At 35.3% G+C, this 25,786-nt stretch carries 15 protein-coding genes; 12 read left to right on the top strand and 3 right to left on the bottom strand.

All coding sequences use genetic code 11. From position 1 onward, the window contains the following. The first annotated feature begins 2 nt into the window (after window positions 1-2). From kbl to K5I29_RS10165, 3 genes are all read left to right on the top strand, one after another. Entirely contained in the window at window positions 3-1,199 is a 1,197-nt protein-coding gene (kbl, locus tag K5I29_RS10175; protein ID WP_264433035.1) for a glycine C-acetyltransferase, read from the top strand. Between the two features lie 106 nt (window positions 1,200-1,305). Further along, complete coding sequence (locus tag K5I29_RS10170; RefSeq protein WP_264433033.1) at window positions 1,306-2,715, top strand: OmpA family protein; 1,410 nt, start codon at window positions 1,306-1,308, stop codon at window positions 2,713-2,715. Between the two features lie 226 nt (window positions 2,716-2,941). Then, window positions 2,942-5,584 (top strand): PD-(D/E)XK nuclease family protein, encoded by a 2,643-nt coding sequence (locus K5I29_RS10165; RefSeq protein WP_264433032.1) that lies wholly within the window; start codon window positions 2,942-2,944, stop codon window positions 5,582-5,584. Window positions 5,585-5,593: 9 nt separating this feature from the next. On the opposite strand, the gene K5I29_RS10160 is transcribed toward K5I29_RS10165, so the two are convergent. Next, window positions 5,594-6,382 (bottom strand): alpha/beta fold hydrolase, encoded by a 789-nt coding sequence (locus K5I29_RS10160; protein ID WP_264433029.1) that lies wholly within the window; start codon window positions 6,380-6,382, stop codon window positions 5,594-5,596. Window positions 6,383-6,417: 35 nt separating this feature from the next. Here K5I29_RS10160 and K5I29_RS10155 point away from each other — a divergent pair, with 35 nt between their 5' ends. From K5I29_RS10155 to K5I29_RS10130, 6 genes are all read left to right on the top strand, one after another. Then, the gene (locus K5I29_RS10155; protein WP_264433027.1) at window positions 6,418-7,278 is read left to right on the top strand and encodes a ChaN family lipoprotein; all 861 of its coding nucleotides are present in this window, start codon (window positions 6,418-6,420) and stop codon (window positions 7,276-7,278) included. 153 nt (window positions 7,279-7,431) lie between these two features. Continuing rightward, window positions 7,432-8,274 carry a succinate dehydrogenase cytochrome b subunit gene (locus K5I29_RS10150; protein ID WP_264433024.1) on the top strand — a complete coding sequence of 281 codons (843 nt, stop codon included), beginning with the start codon at window positions 7,432-7,434 and terminating at the stop codon, window positions 8,272-8,274. Window positions 8,275-8,292: 18 nt separating this feature from the next. Next, window positions 8,293-10,302, top strand: coding sequence for a fumarate reductase/succinate dehydrogenase flavoprotein subunit (locus tag K5I29_RS10145; protein WP_264433022.1), 2,010 nt, complete (start codon window positions 8,293-8,295; stop codon window positions 10,300-10,302). A gap of 36 nt (window positions 10,303-10,338) precedes the next feature. Further along, on the top strand, window positions 10,339-11,100 hold the full coding sequence (locus K5I29_RS10140; protein WP_264433020.1) for a succinate dehydrogenase/fumarate reductase iron-sulfur subunit: 762 nt from the start codon (window positions 10,339-10,341) through the stop codon (window positions 11,098-11,100). A gap of 73 nt (window positions 11,101-11,173) precedes the next feature. Further along, on the top strand, window positions 11,174-11,938 hold the full coding sequence (locus K5I29_RS10135; RefSeq protein WP_264433019.1) for a nitrilase-related carbon-nitrogen hydrolase: 765 nt from the start codon (window positions 11,174-11,176) through the stop codon (window positions 11,936-11,938). Between the two features lie 3 nt (window positions 11,939-11,941). Further along, complete coding sequence (locus K5I29_RS10130; protein WP_264433017.1) at window positions 11,942-14,575, top strand: M36 family metallopeptidase; 2,634 nt, start codon at window positions 11,942-11,944, stop codon at window positions 14,573-14,575. On the opposite strand, the gene K5I29_RS10125 is transcribed toward K5I29_RS10130, so the two are convergent. Both K5I29_RS10125 and K5I29_RS10120 read right to left on the bottom strand, forming a co-directional pair. Continuing rightward, window positions 14,568-15,563, bottom strand: a complete 996-nt coding sequence (locus tag K5I29_RS10125; protein WP_264433015.1) for a DUF3078 domain-containing protein — start codon at window positions 15,561-15,563, stop codon at window positions 14,568-14,570. The genes K5I29_RS10130 and K5I29_RS10125 overlap by 8 nt on opposite strands. 31 nt (window positions 15,564-15,594) lie before the next feature. Next, window positions 15,595-17,373, bottom strand: a complete 1,779-nt coding sequence (locus tag K5I29_RS10120) for a 1-deoxy-D-xylulose-5-phosphate synthase (RefSeq protein ID WP_264433012.1) — start codon at window positions 17,371-17,373, stop codon at window positions 15,595-15,597. A 68-nt stretch (window positions 17,374-17,441) separates the two neighbouring features. Here K5I29_RS10120 and K5I29_RS10115 point away from each other — a divergent pair, with 68 nt between their 5' ends. The 3 genes from K5I29_RS10115 (at window position 17,442) to pbpC (ending at window position 25,760) form a co-directional block, all read left to right on the top strand. Further along, on the top strand, window positions 17,442-17,882 hold the full coding sequence (locus K5I29_RS10115; protein WP_264433011.1) for a nucleoside deaminase: 441 nt from the start codon (window positions 17,442-17,444) through the stop codon (window positions 17,880-17,882). 61 nt (window positions 17,883-17,943) lie between these two features. Next, window positions 17,944-23,418 carry an alpha-2-macroglobulin family protein gene (locus K5I29_RS10110; RefSeq protein WP_264433010.1) on the top strand — a complete coding sequence of 1,825 codons (5,475 nt, stop codon included), beginning with the start codon at window positions 17,944-17,946 and terminating at the stop codon, window positions 23,416-23,418. Next, window positions 23,418-25,760, top strand: coding sequence for a penicillin-binding protein 1C (pbpC, locus tag K5I29_RS10105; RefSeq protein ID WP_264433007.1), 2,343 nt, complete (start codon window positions 23,418-23,420; stop codon window positions 25,758-25,760). The genes K5I29_RS10110 and pbpC overlap by 1 nt, the downstream gene beginning before the upstream one ends. The last annotated feature ends 26 nt before the right edge of the window (window positions 25,761-25,786 follow it).

The following is a 25,786-nucleotide window of genomic DNA, read 5'->3' as shown; positions in this document are numbered from 1 at the left end:
TGATGTACGGAAATATTAAAGAACATTTATCGAAAGAGTTAAAAAACATAAAAGACGCTGGCTTATATAAAAGCGAAAGAATTATTACTTCGCCACAAGGAGCAGAAATCACTATTTCAACAGGTCAAAAAGTAATTAACTTTTGTGCAAACAATTATTTAGGGTTATCCTCACATCCTGAGGTTGTACAAGCAGCTAAAGATACTATGGATTCTCACGGTTTTGGTATGTCTTCTGTACGCTTTATTTGCGGTACTCAAGATATTCATAAACAATTAGAAAAAACAATTGCCGATTTTTATGGCACTGAAGATACTATTTTGTATGCTGCAGCGTTTGATGCAAACGGAGGTGTTTTTGAACCTTTGTTAGGAGAAGAAGATTGTATCATTTCAGATAGCTTAAATCACGCTTCAATTATTGATGGAGTACGTTTATGTAAAGCAGCGCGTTATCGTTATGCAAATAACGATATGCAAGATTTGGAAAAACAATTGCAACAAGCGCAAGCAGACGGACGTCGTTTTAAATTGATTGTTACAGATGGTGTTTTCTCTATGGATGGATTAGTTGCTCCTTTAGATGCTATTTGTGATTTAGCTGATAAATACGATGCCTTAGTTATGGTAGATGAATGCCATGCTGCAGGTTTTATTGGTGCAACCGGAAAAGGAACGCTAGAAGCTAAAAATGTAATGGGCCGTGTAGATATTATTACCGGAACTTTAGGTAAAGCATTAGGTGGAGCAATGGGTGGTTATACAACTGCTAAAAAAGAAATTATTGAAATTTTACGCCAACGTTCTCGTCCGTATTTGTTTTCAAATTCATTAGCACCATCTATTGTTGGCGCATCTTTAAAAGTTTTTGAATTGTTACAAAACGATACTGCTTTACGTGATAAATTAGAATGGAATACCAATTACTTTAAAGCAGGTTTAAGAAAGGCAGGTTTTGATTTTATTGATGGAGATTCTGCAATTGTACCAGTTATGTTGTACGATGCAAAATTGTCGCAAATCATGGCCGATGAGTTGTTAGAAAAAGGAATTTACGTAATAGGTTTTTTCTACCCAGTTGTTCCGAAAGATAAAGCGCGTATTCGTGTGCAATTATCTGCCGCTCATACACAAGAACATTTAGATAAAGCTATTCAGGCTTTTACAGAAGTTGGTAAAAAATTAGGAGTTTTAAGTTAAAATAATATAAATTAACCTTTTATTTTTTAAGCAAAATATTTGTTTATTTCTTATAACCATGTATTTTTGTCTTGATTATAACGTATTGTAATTAAATATAACAAGTATGAAAAATCTAAACAGATTATTTGTAGCTTCCTTAATGTTAGCTGGTACAACAGCAGCACAGGCTCAGGATTCAAACAATCCTTGGTCTATAACATTTGGGGCTAACGCAGTAGACGGAGCTCGAGTTAGCGCTGCTGGTCCATTTGGAGACCAATTCTCTAACTATTTTAATGCTAAAGACAACTGGAGCATTATTCCTTCAGTTTCTTACATTAATGTTAATAGATACTTAGGAGATAATTTCTCTTTCGGACTTACAGGATCTGTTAACAAAATCGACAAATTTGTTAATCCAAGATTAACTAGACCTGGAGATTACCCAGTAGAAAATCCTGGTGATTTAATGTACTACGGTATCGACGGTATCATTAAATATAGCTTCTTAGAAGTTATTGGTACAAAATGGTTCGATCCATATTTACACATTGGTGGGGGGTACACATTCTTAGGTGATGCTTCTGCAGGAACTGTGAATGGTGGTATTGGTTTATCTTTCTGGTTTACTGAAAATGTTGGTTTAACATTACAATCAACGTACAAGTATTCATTTGATGATAACAGAACACCAAATGTTGACGTAGCTACGCACTTACAACACTTTGCTGGTATCTCTTTCAAATTTGGAGGTAAAGATACTGACGGAGATGGTATTTATGATAAAGATGATGCTTGTCCAGATGTACCAGGTTTAAAAGAATTCAACGGATGTCCTGATACAGACGGTGATGGAATTCCTGATAAAGATGACAAATGTCCATACGACTTTGGTCCAAAAGAATTACAAGGTTGTCCAGATAGAGATGGTGACGGAATCATTGATATCGAAGATGCTTGTCCAGACGTTCCAGGTTTAGCAATCTACAACGGTTGTCCTGATACAGACGGTGACGGTGTGCCTGATAATTTAGACAAATGTCCAGATGTACCTGGTCCAAAAGAAAATGACGGATGTCCTTGGCCAGATAGAGATGGTGACGGTGTGCCAGATAAAGATGACAAATGTCCAGACGTTCCTGGAACTGTAGCTAACAACGGTTGTCCTGAGGTTAAAGAAGAGCATATTAAAAAGTTAAATCAGTACGGTAAAACTATCTTATTTAACACTGGTAAATATACTTTCCAATCTCAAAGTTTACCAATCTTAGATTCTATGGTTGAAATCTTTAAAGAGTACCCTAATTCTCATTTCAGAATCGAAGGTTATACAGATTCAACTGGTGGTGATGCATTAAACTTAAGACTTTCTAAAGAAAGAGCTGCAGCTGTAGTTAACTACTTAGTAGAGCACGGTATTGATGCTGATCGTTTAACTTCAGAAGGATTTGGTAAAGCAGATCCAGTTGCTTCTAACAAAACTGCTAGAGGTAGAGCTGAAAACAGACGTGTTGAAGTTAAGTTAGTAAAATAATTTTGACAAGTTAAAATGTTATATAAAAACGCCCTGATTTATCAGGGCGTTTTTTTTATATTTATAGCTATGAAAAACGATGACTTTTTTTTAGAAAAACTTGCCCAACAGCTTTTTGATGTTTGGGAAGAAAACTTTTTTCACAACAACGGTTGTACTTCCTAATCAAAGAGCAAAAGTATTTTTAATTGAGACCATTAAAAAAAGGGCACAAAAAAATCTGTTTGTGCCTAAAATTATTAGCATTGAAGAATATGTGCAAGAATTAGCGCAAATAAACACCTTAGATAATATTGAGTTGTTGTTTGAGTTTTATACTGTTTACAAAAAACTAACCAAAACCGAAAACCTACAATCGTTTGATACGTTTGCGAATTGGGGTAAAATTTTAATTCAAGATTTTAATGAAATCGATCGATATTTGTTAGATACCAAAAAGGTTTTTACATATTTGACTGATATTGAGGTTTTAAAACGTTGGAATTTAGAAGCCGATCAAGCAACCCAAATGATTAATAAATCTATCGCGTTTTGGGACAAGTTGCCGCTGTATTACCAAGCTTTTTCAGAACATTTGTTGTCTAAAAAACTAGGTTATCAAGGGCTGGTTTATCGACAAGCGGTTGCTAACTTAAATACGTACATGCAACAAATTCCAGATCATTCTGTTGTTTTTGCAGGATTTAATGCGTTAAATCAAGCGGAGGAAATTATTTTTCAGCGCATGTTAGAAGCACAAAAAGCAAAAGTTTTTTGGGATATCGATGCCATTTTTCTAAACGATACACATCACGATGCCGGTCTTTTTGTTCGTCGTTTTTACAACCAATGGGAATATTATAAAAACAATCCGTTTGAATGGGTGGTTAACGAATTTTCAGAAACCAAAAATATTCAAATTATTGGTACGCCAAAATCTATTGGGCAAGCAAAAATAGCAGGAAAGTTAATCGAGAATATTCAAAAAGAACATCAAAATTTAAATAAGGTTGCCTTGGTTTTAGGGCAAGAAGCACTTTTGCAACCGGTGTTAAAAGCCTTGCCAAGCTCGGTTGATGCTTTAAATATTACCATGGGTTATAGCGCTCAAAATAATCCTGCGCAATTGCTAATTCATAAATTGTTCGAACTGCATTTGCATGCTTTAAACCGTCCGAATTATGAGTTTTATTATAAAGATTTACGTGCCGTTGCAATGCATCCTTATCTTGAAAGTAAAATTAATGGTGAAGCAATTATTAATAAAATTAACGCCAAAAACATAACTTTTGTTTCGTATCCAGATTCAGCTATTTTTGGATCTTCTGATAGAAAAGATAAAAATAGAGATAAGCTTTTAAATTTATTATTCCAACCTTGGAATTCTGGTGTTGATGCTGTAATTGAACGATTATTAGAAATTGTTTTTGCTATAAAAGAACAATTTGATTTTGAAGATGATGATAAATCGAATGCGTTACAAAACGAAGACGAAATTACTTTAGCTTTTATTTACTCCATATTTCAGGTGCTATTAAAAATAAGCACGTACCAAAAAAAGCACCATCTTATTGATTCGCTCGATATGCTGTTTGCAATTTACAAACAAACGGTTGATATGGCCGAAGTTTCGTTTGAAGGTGAACCCTTAAAAGGTTTGCAAATTATGGGGGTTTTAGAAAGCCGTGTTTTAGATTTTGAAACCGTGATTATTACCTCGTTAAACGAAGGTGTTTTTCCGGCAGGAAAATCAACCAATTCCTTCATTCCAAACGATGTTAAAGTTGAATTAGGTTTACCAACGTTTAAAGAAAAGGATGCTATTTATACCTATCATTTTTACCATTTGTTGTTGCGTGCTAAAAACGTGTATTTGTTGTACAATTCTGAACCCGCAGACGGAATTGATAAAGGCGAAAAATCACGATTTATTACCCAGTTGGTTATAGAAAAACAACAGAACCATAATTTACAAGAATTAAATTATACACCTTCAATTCCAGAAATACCTAAAGCAGAAGTTGTGGTGCCAAAATCAGATTTATTACAACAAAGATTGCATCATATTGCTAGCGGTAAAGGGTTTTCTCCATCTTCTATTGGTTCGTATTTACGTAGTCCGTTATCGTTTTATAAACAACGCGTTTTAGGGATACGAGATATTGATGAGGTTGAAGAAAATATTGCTGCAAACACTTTAGGAACCGTAATTCATAATGTTCTAGAAAACCTTTACAAGCCGTACATTAATAACTTTTTGTCAGAAGCTATTATAGATCAATTTCTTGCTGATTTTAAACATGAAGTTAAAGCGCAGTTTAAAGATGTTTACGGATCTGGTGATGTAACAAGTGGTAAAAACTTAATTGCTTATAAAGTTGCAGAAAAATATATTTATGATTTTTTACAACTTGAAAAGCAAGAAATTGCCAATGGTGCTGCGGTTAAAATTTTATCGTTAGAAGATGATCAGGAATTTGTACTTACAGATCCTGCATTGCCTTATCCGGTTAAAATTGCCGGTAAAGTTGATAGAATTGAATACCGAGATGGCAAATATCGCATTACCGATTACAAATCAGGAGCTGTTTTACCAAGTGATGTTAAAGTTCGCGATTGGAACGATTTAATTGTTAATGCAGATAAGACCAAAGCCATTCAATTGCTTTGTTATGCCTTAATGACGTATTCGAAGTTTCAGGATTATCCTATTGAAGTTGGGCTGATATCTTTTAAAAATATTAAAAGCGGATTTATTTCGTTTGAAGATACAGATTTAAAGCAAACCGAAATTACTGATGAAATAATTGAAAAATTTAAAGCACAATTAATTACTTTATTGGCTGAAATTTTAGATCCCAATCTACCTTTTACAGAAGAAAGAAAATAAAAAAAATCCTTAAAGCTTAGCTTTAAGGATTTTTTGTATCGCTTCGGGTTGTTCTAACCAAAGCATATGATAACCGTTTATTTCATTAATTGGTTGTTTTGTGCCTACAAGTTGCTCCCGAACTTCATCAATCGGAATTATGTTGTCGTTTGTACCGGCAATGAAGTAAATATTATCGTGATTGTGTAATAAAAATGCTCGATCTTTTCTTTCTAACATACCCTGCATATTGGCAATAACGCCTTGCGTTGTGTTGGCTAAAGCAATTTGTTTAAGTTCATTAATTGTAGCTTCTTGCTTTTGTTTGGTTTGTTCGTCAAACAAATTTGCAATGGCCATTTGTATAAAAACAGCTGCGTTTTTTTTAACCAATGCAATGCCTCGTGCTCGGTTAGCCTTTTTTACATCGTTATCTGCTTTTGCGCTAGAATTAATTAAAAATAATTGCGTTACGTGTTGCGGAAACATTTCTAAAAAAGCCAACGCTACGTAACCACCCATAGAATGGCCAATTAAACTTGTTTTTTGTATTTGTAAATGCTGCATTAAATGCATAATCATTTCGGCCTGATTTTCCATGGTGTGCACATAACCAATTGCATCAGTTTCGGCATGACCCAATAAATCAACAGCAATTAAATTGTAAGCGTTAAAAGCTTCATCTTCAAATAAAAAATTAAAAATTGTTTTGTGTTCTAAAAAGCCATGTAAACAAATTATTGTAGGTTTGTTAAGATTTAAATGATTGTAAACGTAGGTAACCTTTGCGTTTTTATAAGTAATTGTGTTTTTAAGCATAACTTGAATCTAAGTAATACAAAAGTACTTTTATTATGACGAAAAATATATATATTATTCTTGCCTTTTTTATCAGCATAAGTTTGCATGCCCAAAAATTAGAGCCGTTTGTGATTTTTAATCAATCTGGTAAAAAAATTTCGGATAAAAAGTTTTTAAAAAGTTTAGCTGACGCTGATGTGGTACTTTTTGGCGAATTGCACGATAATTCTACAGCGCATTGGTTGCAACTTAAGGTAATACAAACCTTGCATCAAAAACATAAAGTTGTTGTTGGTATGGAAATGTTTGAAACCGATAATCAAGCGGTTTTAAATCAATATTTATCAAATCAAATTTCCGCAAAACAATTAGATACGTTAGCCCGTTTGTGGAACAATTATAAAACCGATTACAAACCTATTGTTGATTTTAGTAAAGAAAATAGCATTCCAGTTATTGCAACTAATATTCCGCGCCGTTATGCCAGTTTGCTTTTTAAACAAGGCGAAGAAGCTTTATTGGCTTTACCAGAAACCGATAAGCAATGGTTTCCGGCTTTACCAATGCCTTATGACGAAAATTTATCGGCTTACAAAGCTATGTTAGCAATGTTTGACGATCCGGTGCATGCCAACAAAAACTTTCCGAAAGCACAAGCGATAAAAGATTATACCATGGCGCATAATATTTTAAAGTTTTGGAAACAAAATTTGGTGTTTATTCATCTTCATGGATCTTACCATTCTAATAATTTCGAAGGCATTTATTGGTATTTAAAGCAAACTGACCCTAATTTAAAGGTTGTAACAATTGCTACCGTTATGCAGTCGGATTTGAATAAATTAGCTGCTGAAAATAATAATCTTGCAGATTATGTTATTGTTACCGATTTTGATACCGTGCGTACTTTTTAAGTAATGTATTGATTTTTAGTTTGTTTTGAGCGTAAAAAAGCAATGTTGTAGCTGTTTAAATTCATTATAAATAACGCACTGCCTATTGTTATTAGGCTGAATAAGCGTTATTTTTGTGTGATTTTTTTAAAACTATTCATTCAAACTAATACTATGGCAAAATCTGCACTTTTAAAGTCATCTATCGCAAAAAAATGGTGGATGTCTCTTACAGGGTTATTTTTATGCGTGTTTTTAGTGGGTCACTTAGTAGGGAACTTACAATTAATTTTTGGAACTTCTTTACAATTCAACGAATATGCGTTGTTCATGACTACTAATCCGGCAGTTAAAATTTTATCTTATGTAACGTACTTCTCGATTTTATTTCACGCAATCGACGGTATTCTTTTAACAATACAAAACAAAAAGGCTCGTCCTATTGGTTATGCGGTTAAAAATGATAAAACAAACAGTTCTTGGGCTTCAAGAAATATGGCTGTTTTAGGAACATTATTATTAGTGTTCATTGTAACGCATATGGTTAACTTTTGGGCTAAAATGCATTTTTCTGAAATGCCTTTACAACAACAATTAGTTGTAGTTGCTAATCCAATGACAGGTATCGAAGAAGAAGTTGCTGTGTATAATTTCACTGACGGTTCTGCAGCTCCAGTTTCTGCTGTGCAAATGGGTCAGTTAGAAATTAAAAATGGTAGAGAATTTTACCAAGCAGGAACAGATTTAAAAGTTAAAGAAGGGTATAAAGATTTATACAAAATCACTGTTGATTTCTTTAAAAACGAGCAGTTTGGACTTATTGCTGTTATTGGTTATGTAATTGCAATGATTGTATTAGGTTTTCACTTAAGCCATGGTTTTGCATCTGCATTCCAGTCATTAGGGGTTAATAATCCTAAATACAACGGGTTCATTAAAGCAGTAGGTTTATGGTTCTCAATCCTTGTTCCGGCATTGTTTGCTATCATTCCTCTGTATATATATTTTGTTAAATAATCAATATCCTATAAGATTATGAAGTTAGATTCTAAAATACCAGCTGGTCACATTTCTACGAAGTGGACAGACTACAAAGATCATTTAAAACTTGTTGCTCCAAACAACCGTGGTAAAATTGACGTTATCATTGTTGGAACTGGATTAGCAGGAGCTTCTGCTGCGGCATCATTAGGAGAAATGGGTTATAGTGTTAAAGCTTTTTGTTACCAAGATTCTCCACGTCGCGCGCACTCAATTGCTGCACAAGGTGGTATAAATGCTGCTAAAAATTATCAAAACGACGGGGATTCAATTTACCGTTTATTCTATGATACAATTAAAGGTGGTGATTATAGAGCACGTGAAGCAAACGTTCACCGTTTAGCTGAAGTTTCTGTAAACATCATTGACCAATGTGTGGCTCAAGGAGTGCCTTTTGCACGTGATTACGGTGGATTGTTAGACAACCGTTCGTTCGGTGGTACGCAAGTACAACGTACTTTTTACGCGGCAGGTCAAACAGGTCAGCAATTATTATTAGGTGCTTATTCAGCATTATCAAGACAAATTGGTTTAGGACACGTAAAAATGTACAACCGCCACGAAATGCTTGATCTAGTTAAAGTTGATGGTAAAGCACGTGGTATTATTGCTCGTAACTTAATTACTGGAGATTTAGAACGCCATTCTGCACACGCAGTTGTTATTGCAACTGGTGGTTACGGAAACGTTTATTTCTTGTCTACAAATGCAATGGGTTCTAACGTAACTGCAGCATGGAAAGTTCACAAAAAAGGAGCTTACTTTGCTAACCCATGTTACGTACAAATTCACCCAACTTGTATTCCAATACACGGAACAAATCAGTCTAAGTTAACGTTAATGTCTGAATCATTACGTAACTCGGGTCGTATTTGGGTTCCTAAAAAGATTGAAGATGCAGAAGCAATTCGTGCAGGTAAATTAAAGCCAACACAAATTGCTGAAGAAGATAGAGATTATTACTTAGAGCGCCGTTACCCAGCTTTCGGTAACTTAGTACCTCGTGACGTTGCTTCACGTGCGGCTAAAGAAAGATGTGATGCTGGTTTTGGTATCGAAAATAACGCTACTGGTGAAGGGGTTTACTTAGATTTCTCAACTGAGATTGAGAAAAAAGGTAAAGAAATGGCTTACATTCAAGGTGACCATAATCCATCTAAAGAAACCGTTATTAAGTTAGGTAAACAATGGATAGAAGAGAAATATGGTAACTTGTTCACGATGTATGAAAAAATTACAGACGAGAATCCATATGAAACACCTATGAAAATTTATCCAGCAGTTCACTACACAATGGGTGGTGTTTGGGTTGATTACAACTTAGAATCTACAATTCCAGGTTGTTTCGTAACAGGTGAAGCAAACTTCTCAGACCACGGAGCTAACCGTTTAGGTGCTTCTGCTTTGATGCAAGGTTTAGCTGACGGATATTTTGTGTTACCTTACACAATTTCTGATTATTTAGCAGATGATATCCGTACAGGACATATCTCTACGGATTTACCAGAATTCGTTGAGGCTGAAAATGATGTTAAAGGTTTAATTGACCGTTTATTAGAAGTAAAAGGATCTAAATCTGTTGATCAATTCCACAAAGAATTAGGTTTAATTATGTGGAATAAAGTAGGTATGGCTCGTAACGAACAAGGCTTAAAAGAAGCTATTGTTGAGATTGCTGCTTTACGTGAAGAATTCTATAACAATGTTTATGTTCCGGGTACAGCTCATGAATTAAACACTGAATTAGAAAAAGCATTACGTGTAGCTGACTTTATGGAATTAGGACAATTAATGGCTGTAGATGCTTTACAACGTAAAGAATCATGTGGTGGTCACTTCCGTGAAGAATACCAAGATGCTGAAGGTGAAACGTTACGTGATGACGAAAACTTTAAATTTGTTGGTGCATGGGAATATAAAGGTCCTGAAGCAACACAAGCTGTTCTTCATAAAGAAGAATTAGTTTATGAGTTTATCACTATCGCTGCAAGAAATTACAAATAATCTAAAATCCGTAGAAGGAAATAATACATCAATATTATGGCTTCATCAAAAAATATCAATATTAACCTTAAAGTTTGGCGTCAAAAAAACGCTAAAACGCAAGGTGCTATGGAAACATACAGCTTAGCTGATGTTTCTACTGACAGTTCTTTCTTAGAAATGTTAGACCAATTAAACGAACAATTAATTGGAGAGAAAAAAGAGCCGGTAGCTTTCGATCACGATTGTCGTGAAGGAATCTGTGGTATGTGTTCTTTATTTATTAACGGGCAAGCGCATGGTCCAGAAATGGGTGTTACAACTTGTCAATTACACATGCGTAAATTTAAAGATGGTGATACAATTTATGTTGAGCCTTTTAGATCTAAAGCTTTCCCGGTAATTAAAGACTTAATGGTTGACCGTTCTTCTTTTGACCGTATTCAACAAGCAGGTGGATTCGTTTCTGTAAATACATCAGGAAACACACAAGATGCAAACAACATTCCTGTGCCTAAACATGATGCAGATAGAGCTTTTGAAGCTGCTGCTTGTATTGGTTGTGGTGCTTGTGTTGCAACTTGTAAAAATGGTTCTGCTATGTTATTTGTTGGAGCAAAAGTTTCTCAGTATGCTTTATTACCTCAAGGTAAAATTGAAGCTGCTACACGTGTACAAAACATGGTTCGTCAAATGGACGAAGAAGGTTTTGGAAACTGTACAAATACTGGAGCATGTGAGATTGAATGTCCTAAAGGAATTTCTTTAGAAAACATTGCTCGTATGAACAGAGAATATTTAAAAGCTACTTTAGAATAGTTTAAAAAATCAAAATCAAACAAAAAAGCTCGGTACTTAGTATCGAGCTTTTTTATTATCTTTAAAATAAAAAATGTTAAAAGTTGCCTTAGTACAAGCTCCATTAGTTTGGGAAAATATTGTTGCCAATGCCAATTATTTTTATTCGGTTTTAGAAACTGTTGATGCGGATTTGGTGGTTTTACCAGAAATGTTTACTACAGGTTTTACCATGAATCCTGCTACAAATTATGAAACCATGGATGGTGCTGTTTTGCAAAAACTGCAAGCCATTGCTTTGCAAAAAAACTTTGCCATTACGGGGAGCTTAATAATTAAAGAAAATAATCAGTTTTATAATCGTTTGGTTTTTATTGCCCCAAATAATCCAGTTCAGCATTACGATAAACGCCATTTGTTTTCTTTAGTTAAAGAACAAGATGTTTTTACTGCAGGAAAAAATCGTTTACTTGTAGAATATAAAGAATGGAAAATTTGTCCGTTGGTTTGTTACGATTTGCGCTTTCCTGCTTTTGCTCGCAATAATGTAAATTACGATTTACTGCTTTATGTGGCATCTTGGCCTGAAAAACGTATCTATGCTTGGGATTCTTTATTAAAGGCTAGAGCGATTGAAAATATGACTTATACCATTGGTGTGAATCGAATTGGTATTGACGGATACAACGCTAATTATGTTGGGCATTCTCAGGTTGTTGATTATATGGGAGAATATTTAGTTGCACCTTTTAACCACGAAGCTGTTGTTTATACTACTTTACACAAAGAACCTAAAGATAAAGCGATTGCTAAACTTGGTTTTTTATACGATCAGGATATTTTTTCACTAGAATCATAAATAATGTTATGTAAACCAACCATAAAAAAGATAACGCTATTTGTTTTTCTTTTTACCTACTACACAGTTTTTTCGCAATCACATCCTGATATAATTAAAGGCTATTTTAAACAAGCATTAAATAGTTCTGGCTCTGCATCTGCCGAGGTAGATGTTGTTATTCAATCACAAAACCAGGTTGGATCTGCCTCTGTATATTATGTACAACAACAAATTCACGGCATTCCGATTGATAAAAATCAAACAACGGTTGTAATTAAAAACAATCAAATTACTCAGGTTGATCGTCAATTTAATACCACAACAGCTGCAAAGTTACGTCCTCAGAATACGTCTCAAAAGCAAAATAGCATGCAAGCTGCGTTGCAAAAAGCATTAACGCTTCATGGTTATCAACTTCCGCAAACTAAGCCGATTCTAACGCTTGCGCTTAATCAGTTTCAAACTTGGGTAGTTGGTTATGAGGCACATCCTGTTTTTATAGATGTTGTATATGCACAAACTGAGTCTGGGTGGTTAGATTTGGCCTATAATATTGAATTATATACGGCCGACCAACAACAATTGTTTGTAGTACAAATTCTGGCTTCTAGTTTAGAAGTAAGTAAAAATACGTTGCTAACTTTAAATTGCACGGCTGCTCATCATAATCATAGCAACTCTTCTTTTCTTTCAAAAAATACAATAGCAGAAAAAAATATAAAAGCTGATTCAGGCTATCTGGTTTTTCCTTTTCAAACGCCAGGGCCGTTGCAAAATACCCGTCAATTGTTAAAAAATCCTGCACATCCAATTGCTTCTCCTTTTGGTTGGCATGATGTTGATGGCTTTCCAGGTGCCGATTATACCATAACGCGCGGAAATAATGTTTATGCGTATGAAGATAATAAGTCAGAAAACAAGCCGGGTTATTCACCCGACGGTGGGCCTAATTTGAAGTTCGTGTTTCCGTTTCGTGGTGAAATAGCACCGCCTTCTCAGAGCACAGATGCTGCCATAACCAATCTGTTTTATACCACCAATGCGTTGCACGATTTGTTTTACGCCTTTGGCTTCGATGAAAATAGCGGGAATTTTCAGCAAAATCAATACAATCGATTAAATTCTAGATATTTAGATGGTTCTGATCCGCTTTTGGCTGAAGCACAAGATGGATCTGGAGTAAACAATGCTAATATTTCTGTTCCGCGCGACGGATCTAGCCCCAGAATTCAAATGTATTTATGGAAACAAGATACTGCAGATTTAGTTTTTGTTTCTGAACCTGAAGAAATAAAGGGCGCTTATAAATCCAGCACAAATGCTTTTGATGCTGGCCACGTTGCTGTACCAGTTTTTCCGAACGGTTTTGCAGCAAAACTTGTTTTAGTAACCGATGCTGACGGATCTAATTCCGGTTGCACGTTTCCGAGTAATGCAAATGCTTTAGCTGGTAACATTGCTTTAGTTGTTCGTGGTGGATGTAGTTTTACCGAAAAGGTTTATCAGGCACAATTGGCTGGAGCAATTGCTGTTGTGGTTATGAATAATATTCCGAATGAAGAATTGGTTACCATGTCGGGTTCCGACAATAGAATTACAATTCCAGCTGTTTTTGTGAGCTACGAAACCGGTAATTTATGGATTGAACAGTTAAACAAAAAGCAAGAAATTCAAATAGAAATTGAACAAGCCATTCATAGAAAAATATACGATGCAAGTTTTGACAACAGTATTATTATTCATGAATTTGCTCACGGCGTTACCTCGCGATTAACCGGTGGTCGTGGCAACGCATCTTGTTTAATTTCTGCAGAGCAAATGGGCGAAGGTTGGTCTGATTATTTTTCGTTGTTGTTACAGCTTAAAAATGGCGATTCTGGACAAGCACCAGTAGGAATTGGTAGCTATGTTTCCGGGGGTAATACAAATGCACAAGGTATTCGAAGGCATCCTTATAGCACCGATAAACAAATCAATCCGGCAACCTATGCCATAACGAACCGAAGTTTTACTACAACCGACGGCGTTATAAAAGTTAATGCACATCAGGTGGGAACTGTTTGGGCAAGCATTTTGTGGGATTTAACTTGGCTATTGCTTGACGATTTTGGATTTGATGCCAGCTTTACTAATCCTACAAGTGGTAATTATATTGCTTTTCAGTTGGTGATGAATGGTTTAAAGTTACAACCGTGTAATCCGTCCTTTATTACGGGTAGAAATGCTATTTTAAAAGCAGACGAATTGCTGTACAATGGCGCACATTCATGTAAAATATGGCAAGCTTTTGCCGATCGTGGTGTTGGTTTACATGCTTCTGCCGGACTGAACGAATTTCCTGAAGATATTAAAGATCAGGTTGAAGATTTTACGCGTCCCGAAACGTGCAACAACCAAACAAATACAATTCCGGAACAACCTCAAATTAAGGTTTATCCTAATCCGGTGTTGCAAGATTTGTTTATTGCTATTCCTAATTATTCCTCAACCATTCAGGTAGAATTGTTTGATATTCATGGCAAACAACTTCGAAGCGAATTATTGGATAACTTTTCGAACATTGCCCGATTAAAAATGTCAGATTTGGCTAAAGGTGTTTATTTTGTTCGTATAAAAGGAGATAAAGTTGATTATCAAAGCAAGGTTATTAAATAAAAAAAAGTTCAGCCAATTGGCTGAACTTTTTTTTATTTAAAAGGTATAATTTAAACCAATACCTAAAATTTGTTTTAACTGAATGCGGGCCAATTTTTACGTTTTGCCCATCAACTTCGCGTACTGCCTTAATATCGTCATCATAAATTAAATGTGCAAAAATACTAGCTTGTACGTATTTGTTAACCTTCATATTTAAGTTTGCTTGTAAATCAACATCAATATTTCCAAATCTATTTAAATAATCGGTATAAAGCGAAGCGCGTGTATCTAAGTTAATGTTATCCCATAATTGCGTTTTGTACTGCCCAGAAACTAAAATACCAAATTCAGTTCTGGTTTTTTCTCCCAAACGTACTAGGTTTCCCGCTTCGTCGTAAACTGCTTTTTCAACTCCGTACGAACCTTGGTTGGCTAACATTTGGTCTAAAACCAAAGTTAACTTAGCTGTAAATGGCGAAAGATAAACGTTAAAGTTATTTACCTTATCAACATATTCGGTACCCAAACCCAGAAATAAATATGCTGGCGCAAAAGGTTTAGAAATGGGTTTTGTTTTATCTGGATACGCATAACCATTGGTAAATTGTGTGATAAAATTAAACTTAGCCGAATAATACCAATTAGAAATTGAATCGGTTCTGTAACCTGCGGTTGAGTTGATCTGAAAAACGTCGTCCGTTTTTCTTGTTTCTCGGTCAACTTGCTTGTTAAAACCATAACGCGTAATTAATTCATTATTCCATAACAAACGGCCTTTAGTAAGTTTTCGGGTAAAATGCCCTTTAGCTAAAGCCGAAACTGAGTTTTGTCCGCCGGCGTTCCAATTCACGAATGAAACCTGAGTTAAATCTAATCCTACCGTATTACTACGCTCCCAATAACCAATGGGATGTTTTTTTTCATTTGTATCTTTTTCTTTTTCTTGTGCATGTAATTGGCTTGCAATCAATAATAAAAAAGTAAATAAATAAATTATTTTTTTCATTTAGATAATTATATAGTGGGGATTACAAATGTTATAAATTTAAATATCTTTCTAAAAGATTTCTCAAATAATTTTCGTCTAAATTACAAAATTCTTGTTGCTGTAAAACAGTTGCATGCTCAACAATGCAATCTGGAACGCCTAAATGCTTAATTTTAACATTTATTTCTTCCTGATTGTAAAAAACAGCAAGGCTAGAGCCAAATCCGCCCACAATGCTTCCTTCTTCAATTGTAATAATTTGTTCGTATTTTGCTGCAATTTTTCGCAGTTCAGCTTCATTTAAAGGTTTTATAGTCGGAAAATGATATAACGAAACATTTTGTTTTAAATTTTGATTACTCAAAATAACATTTAGTGCCTGATTTCCGATTGTTCCGGTTGTTAAAACAGCTGTTTTTTTACCATGGTTTAATTGATGCACTTTTGAAAAAACAAAAGTTTCAAATTCATTTTTCCAATTTACGTGATATCCACGTCCGCGCGGATAACGAATCGCTAACGGAAAACTTAAACCTTGCTGTGCGGTAAACATAATGTTGCGTAGTTCCATTTCATTTAAAGGAGCAACCAACGTTAAGTTAGGTACGCAATTTAAATAAGCAATATCATAAACGCCTTGGTGTGTGGCACCATCTTCGCCCACCAATCCTGCGCGATCTAAACAAAAAATAACGGGTAAATTTTGTAAGGCAACATCATGAATAACCTGATCGTAAGCGCGCTGTAAAAAGGTTGAATAGATGTTACAAAAAACAACTAATCCTTGTGTTGCCATACCGGCAGCCAAAGTTACAGCATGCTGTTCGGCAATGCCCACATCAATGGCACGATCCGGAAAGCGTTCCATCATGTATTTTAAGGAAGAGCCTGTTGGCATGGCCGGAGTAATTCCAATAATTTTCGGGTTTTTTTCTGCCAATTCAACAATGGTATGCCCAAAAACATCTTGAAATTTAGGTGGTAAACCAACTTCTGTTTTCGGGTAAATATCGCCCGTTTCTTTATTAAATTTGCCCGGAGCATGATAAAGTACCTGATCTTCTTCGGCTTGTTTTAAACCTTTGCCTTTTGTGGTGATTACATGTAAAAACTTAGGGCCTTTAATTTGTTTTAATCGATTTAGCTCTTTAATTAAACCTTCAATATCATGGCCGTCAATCGGTCCTGAATAATCAAAGTTTAGTGCTTTAATAATATTGTTTGCTCGGTGCGTTGTTCCGGCCTTAACTTCGGTTAAATATTGTTTTAACGCTCCAACGCTAGGGTCAATCCCAATGGCATTATCATTTAAAATAACCAATAAGTTAGCATCGGTAACACCGGCGTGATTTAATCCTTCAAAAGCCATTCCTGATGCAATAGATGCATCACCAATAACCGCTATGTGTTGCTTTTCGGTATCGCCTTGTAAAGCCGAAGCCAATGCCATGCCTAAAGCAGCAGAAATTGAGGTAGACGAATGGCCAACGCCAAACGCATCGTATTCGCTTTCTGCACGTTTCGGAAATCCTGAAATACCGTTTTTTTGGCGATTGGTATCAAAAATTGCTTTACGACCGGTAAGTATTTTATGGCCATAAGCCTGGTGGCCCACATCCCAAACCAATAAATCATTCGGCGTATTAAAAACATAATGCAAAGCAATGGTAAGTTCTACAACGCCTAAGCTTGCTCCCAAATGCCCTTCTTTGGTAGAAACGATATCAATTATAAAATCTCGCAATTCTTGCGCAACTACCGGTAAATCAGCAATTGGCAATTGGCGTAAATCGGCCGGTTCAGAAATATGTTTTAATACTTTACTCATAGCACAACAAAGGTACAATATGTATTGTATTTTTGTATAAACAATTTTTTATTGAACATATTAGAATTATGGAAAATATTTTTACAGACGAATATTTTATGCGCATCGCTTTGTCTGAAGCAAAAAATGCTTTTGATGCAGGCGAAATTCCTGTTGGCGCTGTGGTTGTAGTTAACAATCAGATTATTGCTAAAACGCATAATTTAACCGAAATGTTGAATGATGTAACGGCGCATGCAGAAATGCAAGCTATAACGGCATCAGCTAATAATTTGGGCGGTAAATATTTACATAATTGTACCTTGTATGTAACCTTAGAACCTTGTCAAATGTGCGCTGGTGCTTTGTATTGGAGCCAAATAAGTAAAGTTGTTTATGGTGCAGCCGATGAAAAACGTGGGTATGTAGCTTTAGGAGCCAACTTGCATCCTAAAACAAAAGTTCTACGTGGGGTGTTAGAAAATGAATGTGCTCAATTAATGCTTGATTTTTTTAAAAAAAGAAGATAAACGCTTTGATTTATACTTTTTTCCTTAAAATTTAGTTATCTTTCACATAAGATATCAGATTATGAAGAACTCAATTTTAGGAATATTAGTAGCCTCAATTTTCTTATTTTTTTCTTGTTCCGACAAAAACACAGAAGTTTCTAACCCCGATGATTTTACCAATTATATTGTTAGTTATACCAACGGATTAATAGCTGCAAATTCAGATATTAGAACGGTTTTAACTACCGATCATTTAGATTGGGAGCCCAACCAGGAATTAGATTCCGACTTGTTTTCTATATCACCAAAGGTTTCAGGTAAGGTAATTGCTATTAATGCCAATACCGTTGCCTTTATTCCTAAAGATAAGTTTAATCAAGATACCGAATATACCGTTACTTTTCATTTAGGTAAATTAGCCGATGTGCCCAAAGAGCAACGCACCTTTGTATTTAAGGTAAAAACCATAAAACAGAACTTTGCTATTAGTTTTGTTGATATTCAGTCGTATTCTAAAGATTACCAATATCTGAATATGAATTTTCAGGCAGCCGATCGCATTATGGCCGATCAGGCAGAAAAACTTATTACTGCCAAACAAGGTAAAAACAAGCTAAAAGTTAAATTTAGAGGATCAGATATGGCTCAAAATAATTTTGAGTTTTATATTGATTCGATTCAGCGTTTAGATACCGATTCACAAATCGATATTTTTTGGGACGGAAATCCGTTAGGAATTGATCAGAAAGGCGAAGTAACCTTTCCAATTCCAGGTAAAAACAACTTTTCGGTTATTCAAGCCGAAATGAGTGATGTTGAAAACGCCATTTTAATAAACTTTTCTGATCCTTTAAAAGGCACACAAAACTTTGCAGGTTTGGTTCAGTTGCAAGATGCAACCGATTTAAAATTTGCAACGGCAGGAAATGTACTTAAAGTTTTTTATCCCGAAAGCTTAACCGGCGATAAACAATTGCAAGTTTTTCAGGGTATTGTTAGTCAAGATAATATTAAGCTAAAAAACGATTTTGTTACCAATATTACGCTGGGTTCTAATTTACCAGAAATTCAGTTTGTGCGTAGCGGAACCATTTTACCAACTTCTAACGATTTAAAAATAAACTTTAAAAGCATCAACTTAAATGCTGTTGATGTGGTTGTTTATAAAGTTTACAACAATAACATTTTACAATTTTTTCAGGATAACGATTACAATACCGATCGCAATTTAAAACGCGTAGGCGCTCCGGTTGCCCGTCAAACCATTTATTTAAATCCGAATAAATTAAAGAAAATGAATCGCTGGAATGTTTATGCGATTGATTTAGCCAAGCTAATTATTCCAGATCCAGGTGCTATTTATTCGGTTGAACTTTCATACAAAAAAAGTTATGCAGCTTTAGATTGTATTACAGAAGAAATAGAAGCTGTAGAACCGCTTACCGCTAAAGATGGCGAAGTGCGTAGCGCATCTGCGTACGATTATGATTACGATTATTACTATTACGATTGGGAACAACGCGATAATCCGTGTGACGATTCGTATTATTACAACAAAGCCATTAAAACTAATGTTTTAGCATCCGATGTTGGGGTTATTGCAAAACGTGGTGAAAACGGAAGTTATTTCTTTGCAGTTTCTAACATTGTTTCAACCTTACCAATTTCTGGTGCCGAAATTAAATTATACGATTACCAACAACAATTATTAGCTAAAACCATTACCGATGGTGATGGTATTGCAAAAGTTACTTTAGATAAATATGCATATTTCGCAGTAGTTTCGGTTGGTGATAATTCAACCTACGTAAAATTAGACGCAGCGCAGACGTTGTCTTTAAGTAATTTTGATGTACAAGGAACCGAATTACAAAACGGATTAAAAGGATTTATTTATACCGAACGTGGCGTTTGGCGTCCGGGCGATACCATTTATGTTGGTTTTATTTTAAACGATTTAGATGCAAAGCTTCAAAAATCGCATCCAATAACCTTAAATGTAAAAGATGCTCAAGGTAAATCTAAATTTAAAGCAACCCGACAAATTACACCTTCTAATCAATACTTATTTAAAGTGCCAACAGCAACAACCGATCCGACCGGAAATTGGGAGGCACGTATTAATGTTGGTGGAGCAAACTTTTACAAAAGTTTAAAGGTAGAAACCATTAAACCCAACCGTTTAAAAATTTCAAATTCATTAGCCGATAAAGAAATTACGCGAGAAAATGCTGTAAAAGTGCAAGCAAAATGGTTGCACGGAGCCACGGCTCAAAATTTAAAAGCCGATATCAAGGCACGTATTTTGCCAGGAACAACAACTTTTAAAGGATCAGAAAAATTTGATTTCGATGATAAAGTGCGCAAATTCTCGTCTGATGAAAATTCTGTTTTTTCTGGTAGATTAAATGATGCCGGCGAAACATCTTTCTATTTTTCACCCAACATTGGCTCACAAGCACCAGGTAAATTACGCGTCGTTTTTCAAACCCGTGTGTATGAAAATGGTGGTGATTTTAGTACCGATGTAAGCACATCAACTTTTTCGCCGTATCAAACCTATGTAGGTATTAAAGCGCCAGAACCTAACAAGTACGGCATGTTAGAAACCGGAAAAGATAATATTTTTGAGATAAAAACGGTAAATGCTTCTGGCGCAATAAAAGCTAATGTTAACCTTCAGGTAGAAATTTATAAAATATCATGGCGCTGGTGGTGGAATTCGTACGACGGTGAATTAACGCAGTACAATTATTCTGATGCAACATCAGCCTATAAAAACTTTACTATAAAAACCAATGCTTCGGGCTTAGCTAATTTTAAATTAAATATTCCTGAACAAGATTGGGGACGTTATTTAATTCGAGTAATCGATGAAAATGGCGGTCACGCAACCAGTATAACGTCGTTAATAGATTGGCCAATTTGGTCTGGAAAAACAAAAAATAACGGATCGTCAACAGCTAATATGTTGTTGTTTTCGGCTGATAAAGCCAAATATAAAGTAGGAGAAACCGCTAAAATTGCATTTCCTTCAACTTTAGGCGGACGTGCATTAATTTCAATCGAATCAGGTAGCCAAGTTATTCAAGCACATTGGGTAGAAACTAAAGAAAACGAAACTTTAGTCGAAATTCCGTTAACAGATAAAATGGCTCCTAATGTTTATGTTTATGTAACTTTATTACGTCCGCATAGCCAAACCGTTTCTGACGTGCCTATTCGCATGTACGGTGTTCTAAATTTAGAGGTGGTTAATGAAGGTACAAAGCTTAATCCGGTTATCGAAATGCCGAAGGTTTTAAAACCAAATGAAACCGTTACCTTAAAAGTGAAAGAACAAAACGGAAAACCAATGACGTATACCATTGCTATTGTAGATGATGGTTTACTAGATTTAACCCGTTTTAAAACGCCAAATGCTTGGGATAAATTTAATGCTCGTATGGCGTTAGGTGTTAAAACATGGGATATTTACGATCAGGTTATTGGTGCTTACGGTGGTAAATTAAACCAAATTTTTAGTATTGGTGGTGACGAAGCTTTAGGCGCAAGCGATGCCAAAAAAGCCAACAGATTCGAGCCTATGGTTCGTGTTATTGGTCCATTTACGTTAGGTAAAAATGCAACAGAAAAACACACAATTGCCATTCCAAATTATATTGGATCGGTGCGTACAATGGTTGTGGCAAGTAATTTAGAAACCAATTCGTACGGAAGTACAGAAGTTACAACACCGGTGCGTCAACCGTTAATGGTTTTAGCATCTTTACCAAGAAAAATTTCGCCTAACGAGCGTGTAACCATGCCGGTAACCGTTTTTGCTTTAGAAAATAATGTAACCAACGTAAACGTGCAGGTTAAAACAACAGGCAAAGCTCAGGTTGTAGGTTCTAAAAGTCAAAACTTATCTTTTTCTGAACCTGGAGAAAAAATGGCATTTTTTGATTTAGAGGTAAACGACTTAGAAGGTGTTGAAACTATTGAAGTTATTGCAACCTCAGGTAGTTTTAAAGCCAGTTATAAGGTTGAAATAGCAATTACAAACCCTAACCCAACCACTGCAATTTTTACGGATATAACGGTAAATCCAGGGCAAACAGAAACAATTAACTTTGAAGCATTTGGAGTAAAAGGATCTAACCAAGCAGTGCTAGAAGTTTCCTCATTCCCGTCAATCAACTTTAACGGACGTATGAGCTATTTGCTGCAATATCCGCACGGATGTTTAGAGCAAATTGTGTCAATCGCTTTTCCGCAATTGTACATGGCAGATATTTTTGAGTTAGATGCTTCGCAAAAAAGCAGCGCGCAACGTAATGTAAATGCAACCATTAATCTGCTTAATAATTACCAATTAAGTTCCGGAGCATTTGCATATTGGCCGGGAGGTAGTTATGTAAGCGATTGGGCAACCTCGTACGTGGGGCAGTTTTTAATAGAAGCGGGTGATAAAGGATATATTTTGCCTGACGGAATGAAAAACAAATGGCTAGATTACCAAAAACGTGCAGCAAAGCAATGGCGTTATGAAAACCGTTATTATAATGATATTGCACAAGCTTATCGTTTATATACGTTGGCGTTGGCTGGCTCAGTCGATTTAGCATCAATGAACCGTTTGCGCGAAACACCAAATATTTCGGACGAAGCAAAAGTGCGTTTAGCAGCAACTTATGCATTAGTTAAGCAAGAAAAGGTGGCTAAAAGTTTATTGCAAAACATAGATCGTAAAAAGCTAGATCAATTGTATTATTTTGGTTCGTACGACAGAAACCAGGCTATTGCTTTAGAAACTTATATTTTATTAAATGATAAAACCAAAAGTTTTGAAGTTGCTAACGAACTTGCACAAGCTTTATCATCAGAAAAATACATGAGTACGCAAGCTACAGCATACGCATTAAATGCGTTAAGTAAGTTTATTAAAGTTGTTGGTGGCAAAGGTTTGAATGTAACCTATCAATTTGACGGTAAATCAGACAAAATAAAAACAGATAAAGCGTTTGCTGATAAGACTTATAAAGTAGAAAAAGGCAATCATCAAGTAAAACTTACTAATAAAGGTGATAATGTGGTTTATGTTCGCATCATGAGTTCTGGAGTTTTACCTGTGGGCGATGAGCAAGTAATTGCTGATAATTTACGTATTACAACTACGTTTAAAACACGTAGTGGCGAACCTATTAATATGGCAAATATTAAACAAGGATCTGAGATTGTTGCTACCGTAACCGTTGATAATTTAAGTAGAAAGGCGCTTACTAATGTTGCATTACAACAAATTTTCCCTTCTGGATTTGAGGTGGTAAACTTACGTTTTACAGAATATGGTGAAGTTTATAAAAATGACGCCGAATTTATTGACATTCGTGACGATCGTGCCATGTATTATTTTAATTTAGGACCAGCCGATCGTAAAACATTTACAACAGTTGTAATTGCATCCTATTTAGGAAAATATTATTTATCAGGTGCCTATGTTGAAGCCATGTACGACAATACATATAAAGCGCGCAATGTTGGCGGTTGGGTAGAAATTGTTGCCGATTAATGATAAAAAAAAGTTTTCAATACATAAAAAATAATAAAATTAAAGCAACCATAGCGCTTGTAGCTGTGGTTGCTTACTATTTTTGTTTACCAAAAAACTTATTCAATCAGCCGTATGCAACGGTAATTCAAGATCGAAATCAAGAATTGCTTGGTGCAAAAATTGCTGAAGATGGTCAATGGCGTTTTCCAGAAGCTGATTCTGTTCCGTATAAATTCAAGCAAAGTTTAATTTATTTTGAAGATGAATATTTTAACTACCATTTTGGAGTTAATCCGGTAGCTATGGCCAAAGCTTTGGTGCAAAATAACAAAGCAAAAAAAGTTGTTCGAGGCGGAAGTACGTTGACGCAACAAGTTATCCGATTGCATCGAAAAAATAAAAAACGCACCTATGTCGAAAAATTTGTTGAGGTTGTTTTAGCTACGCGTTTAGAATTTATGCATTCTAAAAATACTATTTTAGAACTTTATGCTTCGCACGCACCTTTTGGTGGTAATGTTGTGGGGTTAGACATGGCTGCTTATCGGTATTTTGGTATTCCTGCACATCAATTATCTTGGGCAGAAAGTGCAACTTTAGCTATTTTACCTAATGCGCCAAGTTTAATTTATCCGGGTAAAAATCAGGAAAAGTTGTTAGCAAAACGCAATACGTTGTTATTAAAATTGCATGAAAATAAAGTAATTGATGCCGAAACTTATGCATTGGCCATTGCAGAATCTTTACCGGGCAAACCTTACAATTTGCCACAAAGTGCCAATCATTATGTCATGCAAATGGCTCAAAAATATCCTGAGCAAACATTAACATCAACTTTAGATGCACATTTGCAAGAGCAGGTTAATCATATTGTTGCCAAATATTATAATTTGTACAAGCAAAATCAAATTTATAATGTAGCAGTTTTGGTAGCCGATGTAAATACGCGAAAAGTTTTAGCTTATGTTGGAAATAGCCCTACGGATGCGGCACATAGTAAAGATGTAGATATTACCGTTGCACCGCGAAGTACAGGCAGTATTTTAAAACCTTTTTTATATGCTGCAATGTTAGATGAGGGCGAATTACTGCCTAAAACTTTGTTGGCCGACATTCCTACTCAAATTGCTAATTATTCGCCGCAGAATTACGAAAATACGTACGATGGAGCAGTTCCGGCTGATATTGCCTTATCTAAATCGTTAAACATTCCGTATGTTTTAATGCTAAAAGATTATACCGTAAATAAATTTTACGAAAAACTGAAACAATTACAACTTTCAGATATTAATAAACAACCAGCGCATTATGGTTTATCTTTAATTTTAGGCGGAGCAGAATCCAATTTGTACGATTTGTGCAGCGCTTACGCAAACATGGCATCAACCTTAAATTTTTACAACAAAACACAAAAATACCGCAGCAATGAATTTCAGTCGTTACAAAGTAATAGCAATATTGATTTAGATTTTGGAAAAGTTGTTTCGGATGCTACCGTTTTTGGTGCAGGAGCTTTGTATCAAACGTTTACTGCGATGAAAGAGGTAAACCGACCCAATGATGATGCATGGCGTTATTACGATTCATCTATAGAAATTGCTTGGAAAACAGGAACAAGTTTTGGTAGCCGAGATGGTTGGGCTATTGGAGTAGATAAAAATTATGTAGTTGGTGTTTGGGTTGGTAATGCATCGGGCGAAGGCCGTGCTGGTTTAACCGGGATGCAATACGCCGGCCCCATTTTGTTTGATGTTTTTAGATCTTTGCCTAAAAATGAATTTTTTAAAGAACCTGCATCTGATTTACAGCTAATTGATGTTTGTACTGTTTCAGGCCATGTTGCATCTCAGCATTGTCCTTCACAAAAAGCTAAAATTCCTAAAAAAGGAATCAATACGACCATTTGTCCGTATCATAAAGTAATTCATTTAGATCAAACCAAACAATTTCAAGTTAGCGCAGCTTGCGAAGATTTAGACAAAATACAAACCGAAGTTTATTTTGTTTTACCTCCTGTTATGCAATGGTACTATAAATCTAAAAATATGAATTATAAATTGGTACCGCCTTATCGATCAGATTGTGGTACTAGTAAACAACATGTTTTAGATTTTATTTATCCGGAAAACAATATGGTTTTAAGTCAAACTAAAAATCAAGCGGGCGAATTACAACCTGTTATTGCTAAAGTTGCACATGTAAATACCGAAGCGCAGATTTTTTGGTATTTAAATGATACCTATTTGGGTAAAACCAAAACTTTTCATGAAATGATGATTGAAGCTAAACCAGGAGATTATAAGCTTTATGCAGTAGATGAAATGGGTAATGAAGCTTTTGTGAATATTACTTTAAACTAAATAAAAAAACCGCTGCGAAAACGTAG

The sequence above is a fragment of the Flavobacterium agricola genome (assembly GCF_025919725.1).
GTDB classification, from domain to species: Bacteria; Bacteroidota; Bacteroidia; order Flavobacteriales; family Flavobacteriaceae; genus Flavobacterium; species Flavobacterium agricola.
The sequence above is the reverse complement of the archived record's forward strand: the minus strand, read 5'-3'. Positions and strand labels throughout refer to the sequence as shown.

What these genes read in the sequence shown, in the direction of transcription:
- K5I29_RS10120 (WP_264433012.1), bottom strand. Translation starts at nt 17,373, where the DNA reads ATGAGTAAAGTATTAAAACATATTTCTGAACCGGCCGATTTACGCCAA.
- K5I29_RS10160 (WP_264433029.1), bottom strand. Translation starts at nt 6,382, where the DNA reads ATGCTTAAAAACACAATTACTTATAAAAACGCAAAGGTTACCTACGTT.
- K5I29_RS10130 (WP_264433017.1), top strand. Translation starts at nt 11,942, where the DNA reads ATGTTATGTAAACCAACCATAAAAAAGATAACGCTATTTGTTTTTCTT.
- K5I29_RS10170 (WP_264433033.1), top strand. Translation starts at nt 1,306, where the DNA reads ATGAAAAATCTAAACAGATTATTTGTAGCTTCCTTAATGTTAGCTGGT.
- K5I29_RS10115 (WP_264433011.1), top strand. Translation starts at nt 17,442, where the DNA reads ATGGAAAATATTTTTACAGACGAATATTTTATGCGCATCGCTTTGTCT.
- K5I29_RS10155 (WP_264433027.1), top strand. Translation starts at nt 6,418, where the DNA reads ATGACGAAAAATATATATATTATTCTTGCCTTTTTTATCAGCATAAGT.
- K5I29_RS10150 (WP_264433024.1), top strand. Translation starts at nt 7,432, where the DNA reads ATGGCAAAATCTGCACTTTTAAAGTCATCTATCGCAAAAAAATGGTGG.
- K5I29_RS10145 (WP_264433022.1), top strand. Translation starts at nt 8,293, where the DNA reads ATGAAGTTAGATTCTAAAATACCAGCTGGTCACATTTCTACGAAGTGG.
- kbl (WP_264433035.1), top strand. Translation starts at nt 3, where the DNA reads ATGTACGGAAATATTAAAGAACATTTATCGAAAGAGTTAAAAAACATA.
- pbpC (WP_264433007.1), top strand. Translation starts at nt 23,418, where the DNA reads ATGATAAAAAAAAGTTTTCAATACATAAAAAATAATAAAATTAAAGCA.
- K5I29_RS10110 (WP_264433010.1), top strand. Translation starts at nt 17,944, where the DNA reads ATGAAGAACTCAATTTTAGGAATATTAGTAGCCTCAATTTTCTTATTT.
- K5I29_RS10135 (WP_264433019.1), top strand. Translation starts at nt 11,174, where the DNA reads ATGTTAAAAGTTGCCTTAGTACAAGCTCCATTAGTTTGGGAAAATATT.
- K5I29_RS10125 (WP_264433015.1), bottom strand. Translation starts at nt 15,563, where the DNA reads ATGAAAAAAATAATTTATTTATTTACTTTTTTATTATTGATTGCAAGC.
- K5I29_RS10140 (WP_264433020.1), top strand. Translation starts at nt 10,339, where the DNA reads ATGGCTTCATCAAAAAATATCAATATTAACCTTAAAGTTTGGCGTCAA.